Annotated in this window: 19 protein-coding genes and 1 tRNA gene; 4 read left to right on the top strand and 16 right to left on the bottom strand. The window is 54.1% G+C overall.

Annotated features, from left to right (window positions below; translation table 11 throughout):
- Positions 1–152 precede the first annotated feature (152 nt).
- Both hfq and hflX read left to right on the top strand, forming a co-directional pair.
- Positions 153–716, top strand: a complete 564-nt coding sequence (hfq, locus tag GRI39_RS03835; protein WP_160738324.1) for an RNA chaperone Hfq — start codon at positions 153–155, stop codon at positions 714–716.
- Complete coding sequence (gene hflX / locus GRI39_RS03840; protein WP_343033294.1) at positions 716–2,044, top strand: GTPase HflX; 1,329 nt, start codon at positions 716–718, stop codon at positions 2,042–2,044. Before hfq ends, hflX begins: the two co-directional genes overlap by 1 nt.
- Positions 2,045–2,051: 7 nt before the next feature.
- On the opposite strand, the gene mazG is transcribed toward hflX, so the two are convergent.
- The 10 genes from mazG to GRI39_RS03890 all read right to left on the bottom strand — a co-directional run bounded on the left by mazG (position 2,052) and on the right by GRI39_RS03890 (position 11,041).
- Positions 2,052–2,819 carry a nucleoside triphosphate pyrophosphohydrolase gene (gene mazG, locus GRI39_RS03845; protein ID WP_160738325.1) on the bottom strand — a complete coding sequence of 256 codons (768 nt, stop codon included), beginning with the start codon at positions 2,817–2,819 and terminating at the stop codon, positions 2,052–2,054.
- An 89-nt stretch (positions 2,820–2,908) separates the two neighbouring features.
- Positions 2,909–3,073 carry a hypothetical protein gene (locus GRI39_RS03850; protein WP_160738326.1) on the bottom strand — a complete coding sequence of 55 codons (165 nt, stop codon included), beginning with the start codon at positions 3,071–3,073 and terminating at the stop codon, positions 2,909–2,911.
- A complete protein-coding gene (locus GRI39_RS03855) occupies positions 3,073–3,840 on the bottom strand; it encodes an MBL fold metallo-hydrolase (RefSeq protein WP_160738327.1) in 768 nt (255 codons plus the stop codon). The genes GRI39_RS03850 and GRI39_RS03855 overlap by 1 nt, the downstream gene beginning before the upstream one ends.
- Positions 3,837–4,613 (bottom strand): TatD family hydrolase, encoded by a 777-nt coding sequence (locus tag GRI39_RS03860; RefSeq protein ID WP_160738328.1) that lies wholly within the window; start codon positions 4,611–4,613, stop codon positions 3,837–3,839. The genes GRI39_RS03855 and GRI39_RS03860 overlap by 4 nt, the downstream gene beginning before the upstream one ends.
- Positions 4,613–6,163 (bottom strand): methionine--tRNA ligase, encoded by a 1,551-nt coding sequence (gene metG, locus GRI39_RS03865; protein WP_160738329.1) that lies wholly within the window; start codon positions 6,161–6,163, stop codon positions 4,613–4,615. Before metG ends, GRI39_RS03860 begins: the two co-directional genes overlap by 1 nt.
- Entirely contained in the window at positions 6,156–7,121 is a 966-nt protein-coding gene (locus GRI39_RS03870; protein WP_160738330.1) for a DNA polymerase III subunit delta', read from the bottom strand. The genes metG and GRI39_RS03870 overlap by 8 nt, the downstream gene beginning before the upstream one ends.
- Positions 7,118–7,753, bottom strand: a complete 636-nt coding sequence (gene tmk, locus GRI39_RS03875) for a dTMP kinase (protein WP_160738331.1) — start codon at positions 7,751–7,753, stop codon at positions 7,118–7,120. The genes GRI39_RS03870 and tmk overlap by 4 nt, the downstream gene beginning before the upstream one ends.
- Entirely contained in the window at positions 7,750–8,910 is a 1,161-nt protein-coding gene (locus GRI39_RS03880; protein WP_246204849.1) for a D-alanyl-D-alanine carboxypeptidase family protein, read from the bottom strand. The genes tmk and GRI39_RS03880 overlap by 4 nt, the downstream gene beginning before the upstream one ends.
- Before the next feature lie 36 nt (positions 8,911–8,946).
- A complete protein-coding gene (locus tag GRI39_RS03885; RefSeq protein WP_246204851.1) occupies positions 8,947–10,023 on the bottom strand; it encodes an SPOR domain-containing protein in 1,077 nt (358 codons plus the stop codon).
- Positions 10,007–11,041: a lytic murein transglycosylase gene (locus GRI39_RS03890; RefSeq protein ID WP_160738332.1), complete on the bottom strand. Its 1,035-nt coding sequence runs from the start codon at positions 11,039–11,041 to the stop codon at positions 10,007–10,009. Before GRI39_RS03890 ends, GRI39_RS03885 begins: the two co-directional genes overlap by 17 nt.
- Before the next feature lie 178 nt (positions 11,042–11,219).
- On the opposite strand from GRI39_RS03890, the gene GRI39_RS03895 reads away from it, so the two are divergent.
- Positions 11,220–11,309: transfer RNA gene (locus GRI39_RS03895), tRNA-Ser, on the top strand.
- Between the two features lie 42 nt (positions 11,310–11,351).
- Here the strand turns inward: GRI39_RS03895 and GRI39_RS03900 are convergent.
- From GRI39_RS03900 to GRI39_RS03910, 3 genes are read right to left on the bottom strand one after another with little or no spacing between them, the layout of a single operon-like run.
- Positions 11,352–12,962 carry a hypothetical protein gene (locus GRI39_RS03900; protein WP_160738333.1) on the bottom strand — a complete coding sequence of 537 codons (1,611 nt, stop codon included), beginning with the start codon at positions 12,960–12,962 and terminating at the stop codon, positions 11,352–11,354.
- Positions 12,959–13,519 (bottom strand): hypothetical protein, encoded by a 561-nt coding sequence (locus GRI39_RS03905; protein WP_160738334.1) that lies wholly within the window; start codon positions 13,517–13,519, stop codon positions 12,959–12,961. Before GRI39_RS03905 ends, GRI39_RS03900 begins: the two co-directional genes overlap by 4 nt.
- Positions 13,516–15,030, bottom strand: a complete 1,515-nt coding sequence (locus tag GRI39_RS03910; RefSeq protein ID WP_160738335.1) for a VPA1262 family N-terminal domain-containing protein — start codon at positions 15,028–15,030, stop codon at positions 13,516–13,518. The genes GRI39_RS03905 and GRI39_RS03910 overlap by 4 nt, the downstream gene beginning before the upstream one ends.
- Positions 15,031–15,457: 427 nt before the next feature.
- On the opposite strand from GRI39_RS03910, the gene GRI39_RS03915 reads away from it, so the two are divergent.
- Positions 15,458–15,958 (top strand): ClbS/DfsB family four-helix bundle protein, encoded by a 501-nt coding sequence (locus GRI39_RS03915; RefSeq protein ID WP_160738336.1) that lies wholly within the window; start codon positions 15,458–15,460, stop codon positions 15,956–15,958.
- A gap of 398 nt (positions 15,959–16,356) precedes the next feature.
- On the opposite strand, the gene lpdA is transcribed toward GRI39_RS03915, so the two are convergent.
- The 3 genes from lpdA to GRI39_RS03930 all read right to left on the bottom strand — a co-directional run bounded on the left by lpdA (position 16,357) and on the right by GRI39_RS03930 (position 19,514).
- Positions 16,357–17,769 (bottom strand): dihydrolipoyl dehydrogenase, encoded by a 1,413-nt coding sequence (lpdA, locus tag GRI39_RS03920; RefSeq protein WP_160738337.1) that lies wholly within the window; start codon positions 17,767–17,769, stop codon positions 16,357–16,359.
- A 63-nt stretch (positions 17,770–17,832) separates the two neighbouring features.
- Positions 17,833–18,201: an acyl-CoA thioesterase gene (locus tag GRI39_RS03925; RefSeq protein ID WP_246204853.1), complete on the bottom strand. Its 369-nt coding sequence runs from the start codon at positions 18,199–18,201 to the stop codon at positions 17,833–17,835.
- 14 nt (positions 18,202–18,215) lie between these two features.
- Positions 18,216–19,514: a pyruvate dehydrogenase complex dihydrolipoamide acetyltransferase gene (locus GRI39_RS03930; protein WP_160738339.1), complete on the bottom strand. Its 1,299-nt coding sequence runs from the start codon at positions 19,512–19,514 to the stop codon at positions 18,216–18,218.
- Positions 19,515–19,552 lie beyond the last annotated feature (38 nt).

The raw sequence follows: 19,552 nt of genomic DNA on the forward strand, positions 1-19,552 counted from the left end.
GCAAAGCAGTTACTGCAAAAACTATTTGTGCTAATAGGCGAAAGACGATTAATCAGACTTTTCCGAAAACCGGCTTCAGCGAATTGTCACAAGCTGAGTCCAGTATGTAGCGAGACAAATTTCGCTACCAAAAACAAAAGGATATAAAATCAGTGAACAAAGGTACCCTGTCCGCTCGCCCTAAACTGAAGGCTGCTGCTCCCCCCAAGCCAGCACCATCTGCCGGGCCTTCCGGGCGGTCGCAGAACCTTCAGGACGTGTTCCTGAACTTCCTGCGCAAGGAAAAGATTCCTGTGACAATGTTTCTTGTCAAAGGCGTGAAGCTGCAGGGAATCATCACCTGGTTTGATAATTTCTCCATTCTTTTGCGGCGTGATGGCCAGACGCAGCTTGTTTACAAGCACGCTATCTCGACAATTATGCCCGGTCAGCCAGTGGATGCTGAGCAATTCGTGGTCGCTGATGGTCAGAAAAAGCAGCGCTTGCTGCAAGATATTTTCCTCGCACGTGTGCGTGAGGCGGAAGTTCAGGTGACGATGTTCCTTGTGAACGGTGTCATGCTGCAGGGTCGCATCGCTTCTTATGATCTTTTCTGCATGTTGCTCGAACGCGATGGCTTTGTGCAACTTGCTTACAAGCACGCTGTTTCAACGATCCAGCCTGCAACCCATGTCGACCTTACTGGCGATATGGATGATGAAGGTGAAGACGTCTGATTTTCGAAGATGAAGACATTGAAGGTGAGGTAACGCGCGGTGCGCGTGCCCTCGTCATTTGCCCCGATATTCGTGGGCAACGGCGCAGCGAAGACCCGGAGAACCGGCTTGAAGAGGCAAGGGGGCTTGCACTTGCCATCGGCATTGTCGTGGCTGATGCATTTGTGTTGCCTATCCGCAATGTGCGCCCCGGCACGCTGTTTGGGGAAGGGCAGATTGACCGCATCGCAACAAGCTGCACTCTGGAAGAAGCTGAACTGGTTATCATTGATGCCAGTATTTCCGCGATTCAGCAGCGTAATCTTGAAGAGCGGCTAAAGCGCAAAGTTATCGATCGGACAGGTCTCATCCTTGAAATTTTCGGGGAACGGGCCGCAACGGCTGAAGGCCGCTTGCAGGTTGAACTTGCGCATCTCGATTATCAGGCAAGCCGATTGGTTCGCAGCTGGACCCATCTGGAACGTCAAAGAGGTGGCTTTGGGTTCCTCGGTGGTCCGGGCGAAACCCAGATTGAAGCCGACCGGCGGATGATCCGGAGCCGAATGGGCAGACTGCGTCGTGATCTGGAGCAGGTTCGTAAAACCCGTGAGTTGCATCGCAAGCGTCGGGGAAGAGCACCTTGGCCCGTCATCGCTCTGGTTGGTTATACCAATGCCGGGAAGTCGACACTGTTTAACCGGCTGACTGGATCTGATGTGATGGCTGAAGATCTGCTTTTCGCCACGCTCGATCCAACGATGCGAGCGATCAGATTGCCGGGTGTCGAAAAATCGATCCTGTCTGATACAGTGGGTTTTATATCAGACCTGCCGACACAATTGGTGGCTGCATTCCGGGCAACCCTGGAAGAAGTGACCGCAGCAGATGTCATCTTGCATGTGCGTGATATGGCCAATCCTGCCAACGCAACCCAGAAACAACAAGTGATAGGGGTTCTGACCGATCTTGGCGTGATCGATGGCGAAGATGGCCAATCTGATATGCCTATTATCGAGGTGTGGAACAAGTTTGACCTCATCGACGCAGACCGTCGTGCAGAATTGCTCGGTCTTGCCGAGCACTCAGACGATGTCGTCGCGATTTCTGCGGAAAGTGGCTTTGGTGTTGATGATCTGCTTGATAAACTTGGTGAAATGCTCACCGAAGGTGCAAGGGTGCATCACTTGACGCTCCCAGCGTCTGATGGGCAGCGCATCGCCTGGCTGCATGCTCATGGCGAAGTTATCGGTGATGAAGATGCTGGGGAAGGGGAGGTAGGCCCCTTGCGCCGTATCGATGTAAGGCTCACCGAAAAGGAGCTGGGCAGGTTCGAAGCCCTCGAAACATAATTGTGCTTTAGGCGGACTGTGATTTCTCAGATCTCTTCACAGCCTGCCAAAGCTGTTCTTGATCATCCAGTGAAAGCGATGGAAAATCCCCGTCTGCCATGCTTTCCATGGCGCGATACCGTCGCTCAAATTTTGCATTGGCAGCACGCAAAGCGTCTTCCGCAGAAATGCCATAAGCGCGAACGAGATTAACAGCTGCAAAAAGGAAATCCCCAGCTTCTTCGAGCTGATGGGATTGGCTCTCAGCCTCTTCCAGTTCCGCGATTTCTTCTTTGACTTTTGCTGCGGGCCCCGAGGTATCTGGCCAGTCAAATCCATGCCTGGCTGCACGCTTCTGCAGCTTTTCCGCCCGAAGCAGCGCTGGGAGTGCCCGGGCAACGCCATCCATCGCACTATGTTCGCCTTTTGCTTCTCGTTCACTGGCCTTGATATCTTCCCAGCGAACCTTCTGATCAGCGGCTTCTTCAATTGCGAAAATATGGGGATGACGGCTTTCCATTTTATCAGAAATAGCCGCAGCAACATCGTTGAAGGTAAAGTGACCAGCTTCTTCGGCAATGCGGGAATGAAAAACCACCTGAAGCAGCAGATCTCCTAATTCGCCGCGCAGATCGTCCATATCCTGACGCTCAATCGCATCGACGACTTCATAGGCTTCTTCGATCGTATAGGGAGCGATAGTGGTGAAGCTTTGTGCAACATCCCATTCACAGCCAGTTTCGGGATCTCGGAGGCGTTCCATAATGGCGAGCAAACGAGAAAGCTGAGCGGACATGAGAGACTCCCAATACCTACAAACATAGATTGATAATATATATTATGTTAAATAAACTAGGTCGCAAAGGGTGTGTAGAACGCTAACCATCAGTCAATTGCGTTGAAAAAAGCCGCCACAACGAAGAAAATTGCAATCCAGATCAACACCCATGTCACGCCTTTGCGCGCATTTATTTGATGGGAACGCAAAGCGCTCAAAGCCAGGATCAACGATCCGATAATCCAGATAATCGAGATCCAGTTTCCAGCCATCAGGCGATCATTTCCATTCCATCATAGCCGACATGAACATTCTCCGGAACTTCCTTGCACAGTATGGCATAATCCATGCTCTTATCCAGATGCGTCAAAATCGTTCTTCCGGCACGAACTTTCTCAGTCAGTTCCAGAGCCATTCCCAGATGCGCATGTGTTGGATGTGGTTGTCGGCGCAGACAGTCACACACAAGAATATCCACCCGGTAGAACATGTCTAACATGCCATCGGTAATTTCGCTAAAGTCTGTTGCATAACCGATTGTTTTACCGTCGGCCTCGAAAAGGAAAGCCGTGCTTTGCGCTGGCCCATGCGGCATCTGTGTGGATTCAACGGAAAAACCAGCGATAATTCTTAATCGCTCCAGCGTATCAAGCTGGACGATTGTCGAATAGCCGTGCTGACCTGCAAAAACATAACCAAAGCGCTGGCGCAAGCGGCGTACAGTTTCATCGGCTGCATAACCTGGCATTGGCCCGGAGCGGCTATAGCGCATTGCCCTCAGATCATCGATCCCGTGGCAATGGTCGGCATGATCATGCGTCCAGAATATTCCGTCTAGCCGATCGATGTCATGGCGCAGTAATTGATTACGCAAGTCCGGTGACGTATCCACTAGCAATCGCGCGCCGTCATCATTTTCGACGATAATAGAGACACGACTGCGCCGGTTCTTGGGTTCCAAAGGGTCACATTCACCCCAATCATTACCGATCCGAGGAACCCCGGTAGAGGTGCCCGAACCAAGAAGCAGCACCTTCATGCAAAAGCTTTCTTGAATAATTTCGAGAAGTTATTCGACGTTTTTTCACCCAATTCTTCGATTGAAACTCCACGAAGTGCTGCCACAAATTCTGCCGTATCGCGTACAAATGCCGGTTCGCATGGGCGACCACGATGAGGGATAGGCGCCAAGAACGGGCTATCTGTTTCGACAAGTAAACGATCATCGGGAATTTGCAGAGCAAACGCCTGTAAATCCTTGGCATTTTTGAATGTTACAATTCCTGAAAGGGAAATAGTCAGTCCCAAATCCAACATCTTTTGCCCAAATGCGGCAGAAGCTGTGAAGCAATGGATCAGGGCCGGAAAGGTGCCCTTCCCCAATTCCTCCGCCAGAATGGTGAACGTGTCTTCCTCAGCATCACGGGTGTGGATCACCAAAGGGAGCTGCGTCTCACGGCACACCTCAATATGCATTCTGAACAAGGATTGCTGCATTTGGCGATCCGACTTATCATAATAATAGTCGAGGCCTGTTTCACCAATGGCGATGACTTTGCGATGCTGCGTCGCTTCCGATAGCGCGGCCGCGCCGAGATCAGCGTGATGGTCTGCTTCATGTGGGTGAATGCCGACGCTAGCCCACACGTCCTTTTCACGCTCCGCCGTCGCCGTTACCTGAGCCCATTCACTTTGGCGGGTAGAAATATTAAGAAAACCATCAACTCCAACCGCCCGCGCACGGTTCAGTGCGGCCGCTTGATCTTCTACCAGCCCTTTATATTCAAGATGGCAATGGCTGTCGATCAGCATCAAGCCTGCTCCGTCTTCGGCATTTCAAGGCGAGGAAAGGCTGGTGTCGGGCTATCGACACGAATTTCACCGAGCGCTGGGTCTGTGTTCAATGCAGCATAATTGCGATCATCACCCGCAACACACAAAGCGTCGAGGATCTTGTCTGAAGCCTCTGGAACAACTGGAGAAACGGCAATGGTAAGGTCACGAATACAGCCACAAAGCGTTGCAAGAACCCGTTTCATCCGCTCAGGATCAGTTTTGCGCAATGCCCATGGTGCCTGTTCATCGACATAGGCGTTACACGCAAAAACAGCCTGCATCCATGCTTCCAAACCCAATGAAAAACTGAGTTTTTCGAACGCCGCGGGCAGTTCTTCGCGACAGGCTTTATTAACTTGGTCCCGTAAGAGCTGGTCTGCTTCCAGAACAGGCGCGGAAGCTGTGAATGAACCGTCGCAATTCTTGGCGATAAAACTTAAGACACGCTGCACAAGGTTGCCGTAACTATTGGCCAGTTCGGCGTTGGAACGCGTCACGATCGCTTCCGCTGAATAGCTGCCATCCTGGCCAAAAGCGAATTCACGCAACAGAAAATAGCGCAGCACATCGACGCCAAATTGATCAACCAGATCATGAGGGTCAGTAACATTGCCAAGCGATTTAGATTCCTTTTGGCCGCGATTGAGCAGAAATCCGTGTCCGAAAACCTGCTTTGGGACAGGAATATCTGCACTCATCAGGAAGGCAGGCCAATAAACTGTATGAAAGCGGATAATATCCTTGCCAATTAGATGGATATCTGCCGGCCAGAACTTTGCCATATCATCCGTTTTATCGGGATAGCCAAGACCGGTGAGATAATTCGTCAGCGCGTCCACCCAGACATACATGACATGATCGTTCTGCCCCGGAACCTTAACACCCCAATCAAAGCTCGTGCGTGATACGGAAAGGTCGCGCAAACCACCTTCGACAAAGCGCATCACTTCATTGCGGCGGCTTTCTGGCCGGATAAAATCGGGATTGTCATTATAAAGCGCTAGCAATTTGTCCTGATATTTGGACAGACGGAAGAACCAGCTTTCTTCAACCGTCCATTCCACAGGGGTTCCCTGCGGAGAAAGCTTGCTGCCCCCTTCCCCGTCGACCAGTTCGCTTTGGTCATAATAGGCTTCATCGCGGATCGAATACCAGCCTTCATAACGATCAAGGTAAAGATCGCCATTCGCTTCCATGGCTTGCCAGATCGCCTGGCTTGCACGGTGATGAACATCTTCAGTGGTCCGAATATATCGGTCATAAGAGATGTTAAGTTTATCAAACAGATTTTTGAAATGTGAAGACATTTCATCTGCCAAGGCGCGCGGCGTAAGGTCGAGATCGCGCGCCTTTTGCGCCATCTTCAAGCCATGCTCATCCGTTCCGGTCTGGAAGCGCACTTCACGGCCCTGCAGCCTTTGAAAGCGTGCCATAACGTCGGCAGCAATAGTCTCATAAGCATGGCCGATATGTGGCTTGCCGTTGGGATAATGAATAGCGGTGGTGATATAGAATGGCTCAGACATGGGCAGAGTCCCTAGTGCCAGCAACAGATGCGAGCAAGGTTCCGATTTCCATTATCAGCAATCCTGCATCAAAATTAAAGGTTGGAGCCTGATTGGCCAGTTGGTTCAGATCAGCATAGGCATCAGCAAGCATGGGAATGGTTTGTTGCGGAGCCGTTTCCACCTGATGTCCGATTACAGCGCGAGCAAGATCAATCGCGGCCATCTGGCGTTTACGGTCTGGCCGTGCGCCCATGGCATCGGCCAGCTTTCCGCGCAAAGCGAAATCTCTATCTCCCTTGGAGACGATCTCGGTCATCAAATGGTGCAATTTGCCAAGCTCAAGTTCCACAAAATCAAGTGCGGCACCCGGTGACCCTGCACTGGCGGCAATCGCCGCAGCACGCGCAGCAGTGTCAGCTTCAGGCGCTTCACGGCAAAGAATAGTATCAATGTCTGTTGGCGAAAGTATAGGAAAACGCACGATCCGGCAGCGAGAGCGAATGGTTGGCAGAAGTCTTCCAGGACGGTGTGATACGAGTAGAAAGTAGCTTCCTGCCGGGGGCTCTTCCAGACTTTTCAGCAGCGCATTGGATGCGCTCTTTTCCATATCATCCGCAGGATCGACGATAATCGCACGCTTTGCACCAAGGGTCGGCCGTGTGTTCAACCGCTGCTGCATCCGTCGGACCTGATCGACGGTGATATTGCGCTTGGTTTGGTAGGGTTTGCCTTCTGCTCGCTTCTTTTCCTCATCAGCATTAGAGGGTTCATGCGTCAGGATCAGAATATCTGGATGATCAGCCTGAGGCTGCTGGGCGCCCTCTTCCCTGACGAGTTCGCGGGCTGCAGCCAACGCAAAGCTCATTTTTCCAATACCGCGCCTTCCGGTCAACAGCCACGCATGATGCATGCGCGGGCTGGATATGGCTGCGTTCCATTCGCGCCAGGCTCTTTCATGGCCAACATGTTCGCTCATGGCGTTGGCACCATTGAGCCGATTGCATCAAGAATACGCCGGTGGATTTCATCCGGGCTACCCATTCCGTCAATTCTCTTGAAGCGGCCGGGCTCTGCGTCAGCTAGCGCAGAGAATGCGGCGTTGACCCGAGCGTGATATTCAACTGCCCGTCCTCCGATCCTATCGCTCTTGCCTTTATCCCTTGCTGCCAATCTCTTGGCGCTTTCTTCTGAAGACACTTCTATCAGAAGCGTCACATCGGGAAGCAATCCAGCGCATCCGATGCGATGAAGATCGAGAATGGCTGCGTCTGATAACCCTGCCCCACCACCTTGGTAAGCGCGCGTGGAATCGATGAAACGGTCGCAAATAACCCATTCGCCAGCCGACAAAGCTGGATGGATAAGGCGTGCGACATGATCTGCCCTGGCCGCCGCAAAAAGTAGCATTTCAGCTTCACTGCCCCACCCTTCCCCTTCCGGATCGAGTAAAAGCGAACGAATAGCCTCTGCACCTTTGGTGCCGCCGGGCTCACGCGTGAGAAGAACCTTATGGCCTGCCGCTTCAATCCTCTCAGCCAGCAGCCGGGCTTGGGTGGACTTGCCCACCCCTTCCCCGCCCTCAAGCGAAATGAATTTGCCGAAACTCACGAGAAAATGCCCCGCATCCCGTTCATCAAGCGTTGGAAGATATTTGCCTTTGCCACAGCATTTTCAGCCACAAGAGGTACATCATGCGGCGCCTGGCCGGCGATCTCAATACGCAGCCTCGCCACTTCCTGTCCTTTGGCGATCGGAGCCTGAATGGGCCCTCGATAGTGAATGGTCAGCTTCGGAGAAATGCTGCCGCCGATTGGTACGGTGGCCAGGATATCGTCCCTTGCGCCCAGCGCGACCGTATCTTCGGCACCATCTTGTACTCTGGCAAATCCGATTTCAGAGCGTGCTGGTGCAATCAGGCGGTTCTGAAAATCATCGAAACCCCAATTCATCAATTTGATAGCCGCCCTGTCGCGTTCAGAAGATGTTGGCGCACCAGCAAGGACCATTATCAAACGGCGGCCTGATCGCACCGCTGAACCAACAAAATTATAGCCAGCCTGCCGTGTATAGCCAGTCTTGATACCATCAGCCCCTTTCACGACTCCGGTGATGGGATCATGGTTATTCTGGGCTATGCCGTTATACACCATGCCATGATTGCCAATGAAGCGGCGGTAAAGATCTGGGTGACGTTTCACCAAAGCGGTCGCCAAAATCGCGAGGTCGCGTGCACTGGTAAAAGTTCTGCCTTCGTCCGGATAACCGTTGGGTGATCCGAAGTGACTATCCTTCATTCCCAAAAATGCAGCATTTTCGTTCATCATCTCAGTCCACCGATCCAGCGAACCCGCGCAATGAACAGCCAGAGCAACGCTCGCGTCATTGCCTGATACGGTTGTGATCCCCATCAGTAATTGGGCAACAGTCACCTTGTCATGTGCTTTTAAGAACATGGATGAGCCTTCACCCGACCATTCGTCTGCAATTTTCGGGCTGATTTCAATGACCGTGTCGAGGCTCAACTTACCATGAGCGATGAGTTCGAATGCTGTGTAGGCCGTCATAATCTTGGTGGTGGACGCTGGCATGAAGCGTCTTTCCGGATCGCGTGCAAACAGCGTTTGTCCAGAAGAAAGATCAATCAACAGGCCCACGGGAATGGCCTGTTCAACTGGAGCCGGTGTCAGTGCGACTGAAGGGGAGGCTGGCAGCGCGGTCAAAATAACCGCGCCGAAAAATGCCAGAAGTTGCGTTGGACGGATCAAGGCTGCTCCCACCGCCGGGCGATAGGAGCACCGGCGTTACTTGCTACGTGTAAAGATTCGAGCGTCGCTATAACCCGCTGCCTTCACCTTGGCGAGTGAGGCTTGCGCTTCCGCTCGCGATACGAACGGCCCGGTCTGCATTAAAAAATACTTTCCTGATGGCGTTACATGCGCGCCAAGCTTTCTGGCTGCATTTTTAGCACGCTCCATCGTGGAAAAGGTTGCTGCCTGAACCATGTAGCGCCCTGCCTTCGCAGCGGCAGAGGGCTTCGGTTGCGGCGAAGTTTGCGGCGTGGGTTGCACCACGGGAACCGAAGTCTGCCTGGCTGGGAAAGCATCCGCAAATCCATCACCGGACGATGTTTTAGCAGGATTTACCGTTGGCAGTGGTGGTGGCGGTGGTGGTGGAGATTGAGGCTGAGTAGGTGCCTTGGGAGCCGGTACAGCTTGCGCAACGCCAGCAGGCCGCGGAGATGGAGAAGTCTGCCTGATCGGCTTTTCACCCGAAGTGACTTCCTCTTCTGTCTGATCCTCCTGAGCCAGCAGAGATGCCGAGCCTTCCGCCGGCAAGCGCTGTTTCAGAACATCAAGAAGCGATTGCGGAGTATCCATTCTCGGGCTTGCTTGCTGTCCGCTGCGCAACAAAGATCGTTCTTCTTCAGGAGGGTTAACCCGGCGAACCCGGACAGGAACACCCGGCTTTGCCCCTAATTGATCAAGCGCCCCGGGCGAAAGTGCAATTAAAGCGTTACTATCCATTGGCCCGCGACGTTCAATTCGCACCAAAATCGTCCTGCCCGTATCCAACGATGTCACTTCCACATAGCTAGGGACCGGCATAGTATGGTGCGCAGCTGTAATCGAGGCGCCGCCCGCACTGTCCAATTGAGCATAACCTACACGGTCATAATTCAGCGAATCTGATGGACGGTAGGTGACACCATTGACCTGATAAGGTGGACCGATCAGCATGGGATAATCTGCCGCAGGTCCGTTTGCCGACGGAGCTGGCGCAATGTTACGCGGGGCAGCATTATAGTTGCACCCACTCAGCGCGATGCCCGCCATAGCAAGCGTTACATAGCCAGATTTCAGGTTACTGAGCAATATCATCTGCTAACAATCCCACACTCATTGCGTAGTAATTTGAGCAATTATACTCAAGGATAACCCTATAATTCTGGGTTAAGAGGTAACTAGGTGAAGACGGCCCATCAGGCTCGAACAGGCTGGCCATTACATTATCAGCCAAAGGTTGTTGAGGCATGACGCCGAGCGCTTTCCACTCTGCAACAGTTTTCCATCGGCTATGGCGGCTGTGCACTCTGCTACAAACAGGGGAATCCATTTTCGACGAAATCGCCAAACGATCAACGCTGTTTGGTGTATAAGCGCGCACGGCCCATGGCTGACCACGACGCCAGCCTGCATCCCGGAAATAATTGGCAATCGAATAGAGCGTGTCTGCATCACTGTTCCAGATATCCTTACGGCCATCACCATCGCCATCAACAGCGAGCCGCAGGTAAATGCTCGGCAGAAACTGGGAATTGCCAAAAGCACCGGCCCAACTGCCAACCAGGGTGGAACGTGGAATTCCCGAGTCAGCGATCTTCATCAGATCAAGAAATTCACGCTCAAACAATGCCCGGCGGCGGCCATGCCATGCCAATGTTGCCAGTGCTTGAGACAGATCGAAATTGCCCTTCACCGCGCCATAGGCCGTTTCATGCCCCCAAATAGCGAGCAGGATTTCAGACGGAACACCATATTCCTGCTCAACCTTCTGAGCGAGCGGCCTTATTTGGGCAAATTTTCGTTTCCCACCAGCGATGCGGGCTGCCGTATTATGCTTTGAAACATAACCAGCCATGGAAGGAAAACCGCTGCTGGAAGAGGAGGAAACATTATCTGTATCCAGAGCAAGCACGCGCTGATTGATCGATAAGCCATCCGTCATCCGGCGGATAGTAGCGTCGCTGACACCTTCAGCCCGCGCCTTTGTTTTCAGGATCTGCACATAGGAATCAAACGGCATATCTGCCGTTTCCTGAGCGCAAGATACGGTCGACAGGCCAAGAACGGCACCGAAAGTGATAAGGGTTCGGGAAATCTTCGTGGAAATTCGCATAGCCCTACCTTGCACGCCAGAGGGCTGCTGTGAATTCCCATCTTATCCGATTGCGATCAAAAGGTGTGATAAAGCGACCATTTTGGACCAAAATGCACTGTATTTTGCGAACAGTGCATTTTTAGAATAGTTTTTCGTGACAAATGTTCATGAAGGCGTTAGCGGGCTTTTCCAGCGCGGACAGGTGGCAGAGCGGTTGAATGCACCGGTCTTGAAAACCGGCGTGGGTGCAAGCCCACCGTGGGTTCGAATCCCACCCTGTCCGCCATTCACCGCCGATTGCCGTCGAAAACAGCCTATGTGCCGCCGATTACCCTCGGTTGGCCCCATGCGATGAGACATTCTTCACATGTGCAGCAAGGCTCCCATGGCCCAGTATATCCCAAGGTGCGCACTCGCAGAGCATCTGATCGACTTGGCCTCTTAATGCTGCCGGGTCACCTTTCGCACCCCGCTCGATCATTTCTAACGCTGCAATGCCCATTGCGATTATCAAATGAAGTAAATCTTCCGGCTTTCGGTGGTCTGTTGTTCTATTTCTGATCACACCCCCAGCGGCAAGTTCGCGCAGCACGAGCGCGTTCTTCCAGAGTGTTTCAAGACGACCGGGCCCGTCTTTGCCCCATAGCCCGCTCGAAAGGAGGCGCGTCGCGAGACCGTATGGTGGACGGCCCTCGAACATTGGACCAAAACCGCCAACGAGCCCGAACGCCGCCCAAGACAGATCAGCCCCATCAGGGCCGTCGATAAAGGCTTCAGGCGAGGCGGGAAGCAGCTTGCCCAGTCGCGGGGCAGCATCAGACGCGTCCGGTGCAAGTTTTTGGGCTGCTTCTCGTAGCAGAGCGTCCCGACCCTTGCCCGGGTTGAAACCGTGCCAGCCACCGTTTGCAGCCAGAGCTTGTGCCGTGCGCCAGTCTCCATCGTTGGGGCTGCCGTGCCCGTCGCGTTCTGCCCGGTCTGCCCGTTCGACCAATCCTGCACACCAATGCCAAGCGACTAGGGCTCCATCGCCTCTGCTTCGAATGGAGGATGCAAGGTCGGTGGGTGTTGCCTGACCTGACACGCCGTCTTTCAGACGTAGTAACCGGGATTCCGCATGCCATAACAGCAAAGGGAGTGCGAGGCCGCATGGAGCCTCAGACCGGTTTCCGGTCCAGCCCAATTCGTCCCATGCAGGCGGTGCGGCGTATACCGCTTTCACCCAATGTTCATAGTGATCTAAGCCAAGATCAACGTGTTCAAGGCACAGAAAGCCATCAAATTCAGATGGCAATGTGTCGAGTACCTTCATCGCATCGGCAGGAGCGACTTGAGATAGAGGGCCAATCAGCAGGTGAATTGGCTCAATCACCGGGAACCAGCCATGTGGAGCGCGTAGGTCGCGGATGTTACGACCAGAGGGATCAGCCCAAGATTTACGAGACTGGACCAGGGCGCTGCGCACCTCTTCAACGGCTCGCGCCCCATTCTTGGCATCGTCATCGCCAATGAAGTATGGCCGATCTTTGAATGCCTTAGACAAGCCATCTAGGATATGCTCTCTAAATATGTCATCTTTAAGCGCTTTTGAAACCAGCTTTTGACCAATTGGGTTGTCGCAGAGTGAACCCAACTTCCGAACGGCAATAACCGGATCAAGATTTGCAACCTGGTCGAGTACTGCTTCGGCCAGCAAACCATCGACCGTCCGTAACGAGGGTTCGTTCGCCTCGCTACGAATCTGCGCAGCAACGTCCGGAAATTCGACCTCCAATACTGAGGCTGCCGTCTCGGTTTCTGATTGGCTCTCTCCGAGCTTGGCAAAAAGCTTGGCCGCTTCACGTCGTTTGGGTAGGGCGTAGTAGCGAGTCAGGAAGGTGTCCAATTCATCCAGCGCGCGCTTGCGATACTCGCTTGCTTCATCTGGCCAGTGAAGGCTCATCGGGATTGCTCCCACATTTTCTCGAACCAAGCTACGGCACCTCTGCGCGTCGCGCTCCAACCGAATGAACACGCGTTCTGTCCGCTAAAACCTCCGCCGACTGTGGCCCCCCAATGCCACAGAATTCCGTCCACAAGCGCGAACCGATCATGGGGCAGAGCCCCGAAGCCGCTGTCCCGCTTGGGCAGGGTCAATATTTCGATATGACCAGATCGCCGTGCGGAGCTATTCCATTTTGTGACCAGTTCTTCGAGGCTGGCCGCCTCTTGCTTCGCGGCTGTTATGATCCGCACTTGCTCAACATCGGCAAGAGTGACGATCTTGAAAAGCATGTCTGCGAGATCGAGCGTTTCGCCTAGATAGCCATCAACGATCCAGACCTCTTTTGCTGAACCAACAGCTTCCTGGAAGAGAGGCGAGATCGCGGGGTCATTTCCGTGGTCATCCCACGACAAGAACTCGCGGTCGGCCAGTCCCCGGTTGCGGTCGAAGAACATCAATTGTGGGTCTTCGTTCAACGTGGGCGAGGTAGCAGGCGGTCCATGGAAGTCCATCATGATGCCTCAATGATCGTTGCACTCGCCCATACATGCTCAAGGCGTTCGAGAACGGGTTGGGGGTTCCGCAGGCGGATCAGCATGGTTGCGTCTCCGCCAAGGCCATTAAGGCTTGCGCCAAGCGACCAAACAGATCCGTCGATTGTAACAAAACGATCATGGATGAGCACATTCATCCTACGCGCTTCCGCTCGCTTGCTAGCTTTAGACATGTCCCGAAGGCCCTCGCTGATATCGAAAAGTTCGCGATCAACCGTTGCTTTGCCAGCTGTCAACAGACGGACCCGCGCGCCCGTGCTTGCCATGCCATAGTCCAGTAAATCTCGTCCATCCGCATAAGGGTCTACCAGCATCACATCGGATTGCGCGCGGGAGATTAAGTCCCATAACTTGTCTCGCGCCACCGTTGGGTTGTCGAACCAGAACTCTGTTTCGCTATTACGTGCGATCCTGCGGCGCTCACGTCCTTTAGCCAAGCTGCCTGGTGGCGGAAACGGAGTGCCGGTCGTCAGCTTTTCGCTGCTCACCTCCCGCACGGAACGCGTGCTTTGCTGAGAGTTCTTTCCTCTCCCGTCTTTTGAGAACAAACGGGTCTCCCTGCCTTGCAGGTTGATGTTTAACGTGATGGCCCGCAGGTAGCCCGTCATCGGCTCTGACGCAATTACGCCTCGCACAGGATGAACCAGGCTCCATCCGATCTTTTCAACTGGCTGAGGGCGCGGGGCACGAACAACTCCATCCGCCGGAACGTCGAATGTTTCTTGCCATACCAGACTGCCATAGCGTTCTTCTTGGGCGGTGAGCCTCAGGCCGGCTCCCGGCTGTCCCCGCCACTCAAATTCAAAAACAACAGTTTCCTGGCCGGTTTCATTGCGATCAAGCCGGGATCGCACGGTACGAACGTCCGGGTCAGGAACGATAAGCGCTGCTGAACACATCAGCTCGGGGTAGAGATCGAAATCCACCCATGTCCGCAGCCGCAGCCATCGAAAGGCCTCCTTCTTCTTTTCTTCCGGCAAGTCATGAAGGGCGTCGACAGCCGTGTCGCCTGTCGTCAGACGACGGTGGACCCGAACGGCCTCGAGGTTTGCCCCGGCATAGGGATCGATGCGATCTTCATCCATGGGTCCCGGCAAAAGTGGCGGCGGTAATGGTACCGCAAGGGCCGACCAAAGATCGGCCCCCCACGTTGGTTCGTCGATCAAAGATACGTGTTCTAGCGGTTTCTTTGCGTGCGTTCCTTCCTGATCTGGAAGCACGTCCAAGTTACGGTACCAATTGAGTGCATCAGCAGCAGGCAAACCGACCCGCCGGAAAAACAAACGCCCCATTTTGGTGCTCAAACTGGGCGGGTAGCATTTCTCATCAAGTGGGGTTGCATCAGGGATGGCACGTCCGCTCGGCAACATTTCCACGCTTGCAAAGACGAGTCGCGGATTCTGTCCCTGCTCCTTTGGCTGCAGGCAAGCGAAACGAATGATCGCGTAGTCGAAAGGTAAGTTGGCGGTCATGTCGAATGGAATAGCCTATGCATAAATTGAGGTGTTTGTATTTGTCATGCATTCAAATTGCTATTGTATATTACTTCGTCGGAAGCATGTGACACGGATTCAACTTGGTCATGGTTAGGGCCGGCTTTCCATTGTTAAGCTCGACCATCAGGTGAGGGACTCTTACTCCAACGCCAGCTTTGGCTCGCCGTCGAATTCAGAGGGCTATAGCGTAGGTGTAGTTCTGTGTTTCGTCGGCTTCGGCCCGCTACAATCCGCTGATTGCCGCCGAAAATGGCCTATGTGCCGCCGATCACCGCACACCAGAAGGTGGCAGCGATTGCCGTTCGGTTTTGCAAGTACTCGCAGCGAATGCACTGATCCAGGCAGCGACGCAGCCTTGTTTTAAATCAATGATGCAATCTGTTAAGTTGTGTAATGGTTGGGCATGCCCGCAGCCACCAACAAGACTGACTTACTTGCCGTTTTCGATAAGGAATTGGCCAAGCTCCGCAAAACGCTTGATGGCGTCGACGAAGCAAAAGCCTCTTTGTCGGCCCCCGATGATGACGCCACGATCAAGGGTGTGATCGCACACCGCACCCACTGGATGGGCATGTTTCACGGTTGGTATGAAAACGGAGTTGCGGGCCGCGAGGTTCATGTGCCTGCCAAAGGCTACAAATGGAACCAGCTAAAAGAATACAACGCGCGTCTGTACGCAAAAGGCAACCAGACGCCGTGGTCAGTCCTGCTTGCCGATTTTGAAACCGCTTGTGACAAGTTGCGCCAGTTCATTGCAGCACAAGACGAGGATACGCTCTACGCCAGTGGCGCGCACGCTTGGACCGGAAAATGGACGCTTGGCCGGTACGCAGAGGCGTCTGGTCCATCGCATTTCCGTTCTGCGAACACCTACATCCGAAAGGTATTACGAAACGCCAAGTGAGGCTGACTTCACGGGACGCACGTCTGGCTTTCGACGTTGCCGAAACCAAGCAGTGCAGTTGCGTAAACTGAATCTCTCAGATGGTTTTTATGCAGCAAATGTGACATTCCTCCAAGCTGCAGCATCCGTTAGAATGGGCTCGCTCCAGTCATTCGCTGCAAACATGACGAACGTCCGCTTGCGGGGTTTCTATCGGATGCAAGACAATTTTCGCACCGGGATGTGACCGGCAACATTAATGAATTCAGAGGGCTATAGCGTAGGTGTAGTTCTCCGTTTCGTCGGCTTCGGTCCGCCACCTCCACCCTAGCATTGATCGATCTAAGCAGCAGGTATTCCGCGAGCAATAGGGTCAGGGCATTTCGGTTCATTAACCCCAAATGCCCTGACCCGGAATATTAGATATGAAGTGCCTTGCCGTAAGCGGCGAGCACGCTTTCATGCATCATTTCGGACAGAGTTGGATGCGGGAAAACAGTCTGCATCAGTTCCGCTTCCGTGGTTTCCAGGGTCTTGCCCACAACATAGCCCTGGATCAATTCGGTGACTTCGGCACCGATCATATGTGCGCCCAGAAGCTCGCCGGTCTTGGCATCGAACACGGTCTTCACGAAGCCTTCGGCCTCGCCCAGAGCAATGGCCTTGCCGTTGCCGATGAAGGGGAAGTTGCCGACCTTCACATCATAACCCGCTTCCCTGGCCTTCGCTTCGGTCATGCCGACACTGGCGATTTGCGGGTGGCAATAGGTGCAGCCGGGAATATTGTTCCGATCGAGGCCGTGCGGATGAACGTCTTTGTTGCCCAGTTCCTGCGCGATGGCTTCTGCCGCCGTCACACCTTCATGGCTGGCCTTATGGGCAAGCCATGGGCCGGGAACGCAGTCACCAATGGCCCAGAGGCCTTTGACGCCGGTGCGACCGTAATCGTCGATCTGGATGAAGCCACGATCGGTTTTAACCTTCAGCTTCTCAAGACCGATATTTTCGGTGTTCGGCTGAATACCGACGGCCACGATCACATGGCTATATTCTTCGGTTGAAACCTTGCCGTCCTTGTCCTTGATCTTCGCGGTCACGCCCTTGTCGGACACATCAAGGCTTTCAAGACCCGCCTTGGTGCGGATTTTCATACCCTGTTTGGTGAGCGATTTTTCAAGGAAAGTGGAAACGTCCTTATCTTCCACCGGCACAATGCGGTCCATCATTTCGACGACCGTCACATCCGCGCCCATATCGTTGTAGAAGCTGGCAAATTCGATGCCGATCGCGCCCGAACCAATCACCAGCAACTTGCTTGGCATTTCCTTCGGTGTCATCGCATGGCGATAGGTCCATACGCGCTTGCCATCTGCCGGAGCGAAGGGAAGGTCACGCGCCCGCGCGCCGGTGGCGACGATAATGTGCTTGGCGTTCAGGGTCTCAGTGCCCTTTTCGCCCTTCACTTCCAGCGTATTGGGGCCAGTGAGAGTGCCAGTGCCCATATGCACGGCAATCTTGTTCTTCTTCATCAGATGCGTGACGCCCTGATTGAGCTGCTTGGCCACCCCGCGAGAGCGCTTCACCACCGCTTCAAGGTCGGCTTCGATTTCCTTGGCTGCCAGGCCATAATCCTTGGCATGCTGCATATAATGGAAAATCTCGGCGGAACGCAGCAGCGCCTTGGTCGGGATACACCCCCAATTGAGGCAAATGCCGCCCAGAAGTTCACGCTCGACGATGGCGGTCTTGAGACCGAGCTGCGCAGCACGGATCGCTGCCACATAACCACCGGGGCCTGAACCAAGGACGATAACGTCGTATTTGTCTGCCATGTCTTTCCTGCCAGTCAGTACGGCGCCCGGCATTTCAGACCGGGCAAAAAAGAGAAAAACCCGTCAGCCCTTGATCGGGCGCGGGCGGCCATTTTCATCAATGGCAACGAAAGTAAATGTGGCCTGAGTGACTTTGACGGCGGTATCGCGGTGGCGTTCGCGCCGCCATGCTTCCACGTCAATCGTCATGGAACTGGTCCCGGTCTTGACCATATTGGTATAGACCGAGACTTCATCGCCCACTTTCACAGGCTGATGGAACTGCATTCCATCCATCGCCACAGTCACTGCACGGCCATGCGAATAGCGCGCTGCCGTGAGGCCGGCCGCGCTATCCATCATGCTCATCAGCCAGCCACCGAAAATATCGCCATAGGCGTTGGTATCGGCGGGCATAGCGCTGATGCGAATGGCCGGGTCGCGGCCGCTCATGACTTCATCCACCATTAGGCGATGAGGCCCAGTGGAGCTTCCACCAGCTCCTTGAAGACCTTCATCAACTGAGCGCCATCGGCACCATCAATGGCCCGGTGGTCAAAGCTGCCGGTTGCGCTCATCACCGTGGCGATCTGCAGCGCGTCATCAACGATATAGGGGCGCTTTTCACCTGCGCCGATAGCCATAATCATGGCCTGTGGCGGGTTGATCACGGCCTCAAACTGCTTGATGCCATACATGCCCATATTGCTGAGTGATGCGGTCCCGCCCTGATATTCTTCCGGCTTCAGCTTGCCGTCGCGCGCCCGGCCAGCAAGATCCTTCATCTCGGTGGAGATGGCGGAAATAGCCTTGGCACCAGCATCCTTGACGATCGGCGTGATGAGGCCACCATCAATCGACACAGCAACTGAAATATCGGCGCGGCTGAACTTCAGAAGTTGATCACCAGCAAACTGCACATTGCAGGATGGGACTGCCACAAGCGCCTTGGCCAGCGCCTTGATCAGAAGGTCATTGACGGAGAGCTTCACGCCCTGTGGTTCAAGTGCTGCATTGAGCTGCGAGCGCAGCTTCAGCATTTCGTCCAGGCGAATATCGACCGTGAGGTAGATATGCGGAACCTGCTGCTTCGATTCTGTCAGACGGCGCGCAATGGTCTTGCGCATGCCGGAGAGCTTCTCTTTCTCATGCGGAATGCCGAAGTCCTGTGCTTCAATCGCTGCGGCAGCCGGCGCTGCACTGGGTGCAGGTGTTGCGGCGGCTTTGCTGTCCGAAGCGGCAGGCGCAGATTTGGCATTCTCTACATCGGCTTTGACAATGCGGCCACGCGGCCCACTGCCCTTCAGCGATGTAAGGTCCACGCCCTTATCATCGGCAATCCGGCGTGCAAGCGGAGATGCGATGATTCGCTCACCCGAAGAGGGAGCGGGCGATGATGCGGCAGGTGTGGGGCTTGGCGCAGGCGTTGCAGTCTCTTCTTTCTTAGCCAGCTTTTCTTCAGCGGCCTTGGGGGCAGGCGTGGAACCGCCGTCACCCATAGGCTCGACATCGCCGATATCTTCGCCATCTTCAGCGAGAGTTGCGATGATTGTGCCGACTTTCACACCTTCAGAGCCTTCAGCGACCTGAATATGCGCGATGGTTCCTTCATCAACCGCTTCAAATTCCATAGTGGCTTTGTCGGTTTCGATTTCGGCCATAATGTCACCGGCGGCAACTTTATCGCCGACCTTCACCAACCATTTGGCGAGGGTGCCCTCTTCCATAGTTGGCGAAAGGGCGGGCATCTTGATGGCAATAGGCATGGCGGAGCGTCTGTTCCTTGCTTTGCGACTTTACGTTG

This window comes from Altericroceibacterium indicum, from assembly GCF_009828105.1.
Taxonomy (GTDB): Bacteria; Pseudomonadota; Alphaproteobacteria; order Sphingomonadales; family Sphingomonadaceae; genus Altericroceibacterium; species Altericroceibacterium indicum.

Excerpts from the sequence above, each read along its gene's own strand:
- mazG (WP_160738325.1), bottom strand. The coding sequence starts at position 2,819 with ATGTCCGCTCAGCTTTCTCGTTTGCTCGCCATTATGGAACGCCTCCGA.
- GRI39_RS03850 (WP_160738326.1), bottom strand. The coding sequence starts at position 3,073 with ATGGCTGGAAACTGGATCTCGATTATCTGGATTATCGGATCGTTGATC.
- GRI39_RS03855 (WP_160738327.1), bottom strand. The coding sequence starts at position 3,840 with ATGAAGGTGCTGCTTCTTGGTTCGGGCACCTCTACCGGGGTTCCTCGG.
- GRI39_RS03860 (WP_160738328.1), bottom strand. The coding sequence starts at position 4,613 with ATGCTGATCGACAGCCATTGCCATCTTGAATATAAAGGGCTGGTAGAA.
- metG (WP_160738329.1), bottom strand. The coding sequence starts at position 6,163 with ATGTCTGAGCCATTCTATATCACCACCGCTATTCATTATCCCAACGGC.
- GRI39_RS03870 (WP_160738330.1), bottom strand. The coding sequence starts at position 7,121 with ATGAGCGAACATGTTGGCCATGAAAGAGCCTGGCGCGAATGGAACGCA.
- GRI39_RS03885 (WP_246204851.1), bottom strand. The coding sequence starts at position 10,023 with ATGATATTGCTCAGTAACCTGAAATCTGGCTATGTAACGCTTGCTATG.
- GRI39_RS03890 (WP_160738332.1), bottom strand. The coding sequence starts at position 11,041 with ATGCGAATTTCCACGAAGATTTCCCGAACCCTTATCACTTTCGGTGCC.
- GRI39_RS03900 (WP_160738333.1), bottom strand. The coding sequence starts at position 12,962 with ATGAGCCTTCACTGGCCAGATGAAGCAAGCGAGTATCGCAAGCGCGCG.
- GRI39_RS03905 (WP_160738334.1), bottom strand. The coding sequence starts at position 13,519 with ATGATGGACTTCCATGGACCGCCTGCTACCTCGCCCACGTTGAACGAA.
- GRI39_RS03910 (WP_160738335.1), bottom strand. The coding sequence starts at position 15,030 with ATGACCGCCAACTTACCTTTCGACTACGCGATCATTCGTTTCGCTTGC.
- GRI39_RS03915 (WP_160738336.1), top strand. The coding sequence starts at position 15,458 with ATGCCCGCAGCCACCAACAAGACTGACTTACTTGCCGTTTTCGATAAG.
- lpdA (WP_160738337.1), bottom strand. The coding sequence starts at position 17,769 with ATGGCAGACAAATACGACGTTATCGTCCTTGGTTCAGGCCCCGGTGGT.
- GRI39_RS03925 (WP_246204853.1), bottom strand. The coding sequence starts at position 18,201 with ATGAGCGGCCGCGACCCGGCCATTCGCATCAGCGCTATGCCCGCCGAT.
- GRI39_RS03930 (WP_160738339.1), bottom strand. The coding sequence starts at position 19,514 with ATGCCTATTGCCATCAAGATGCCCGCCCTTTCGCCAACTATGGAAGAG.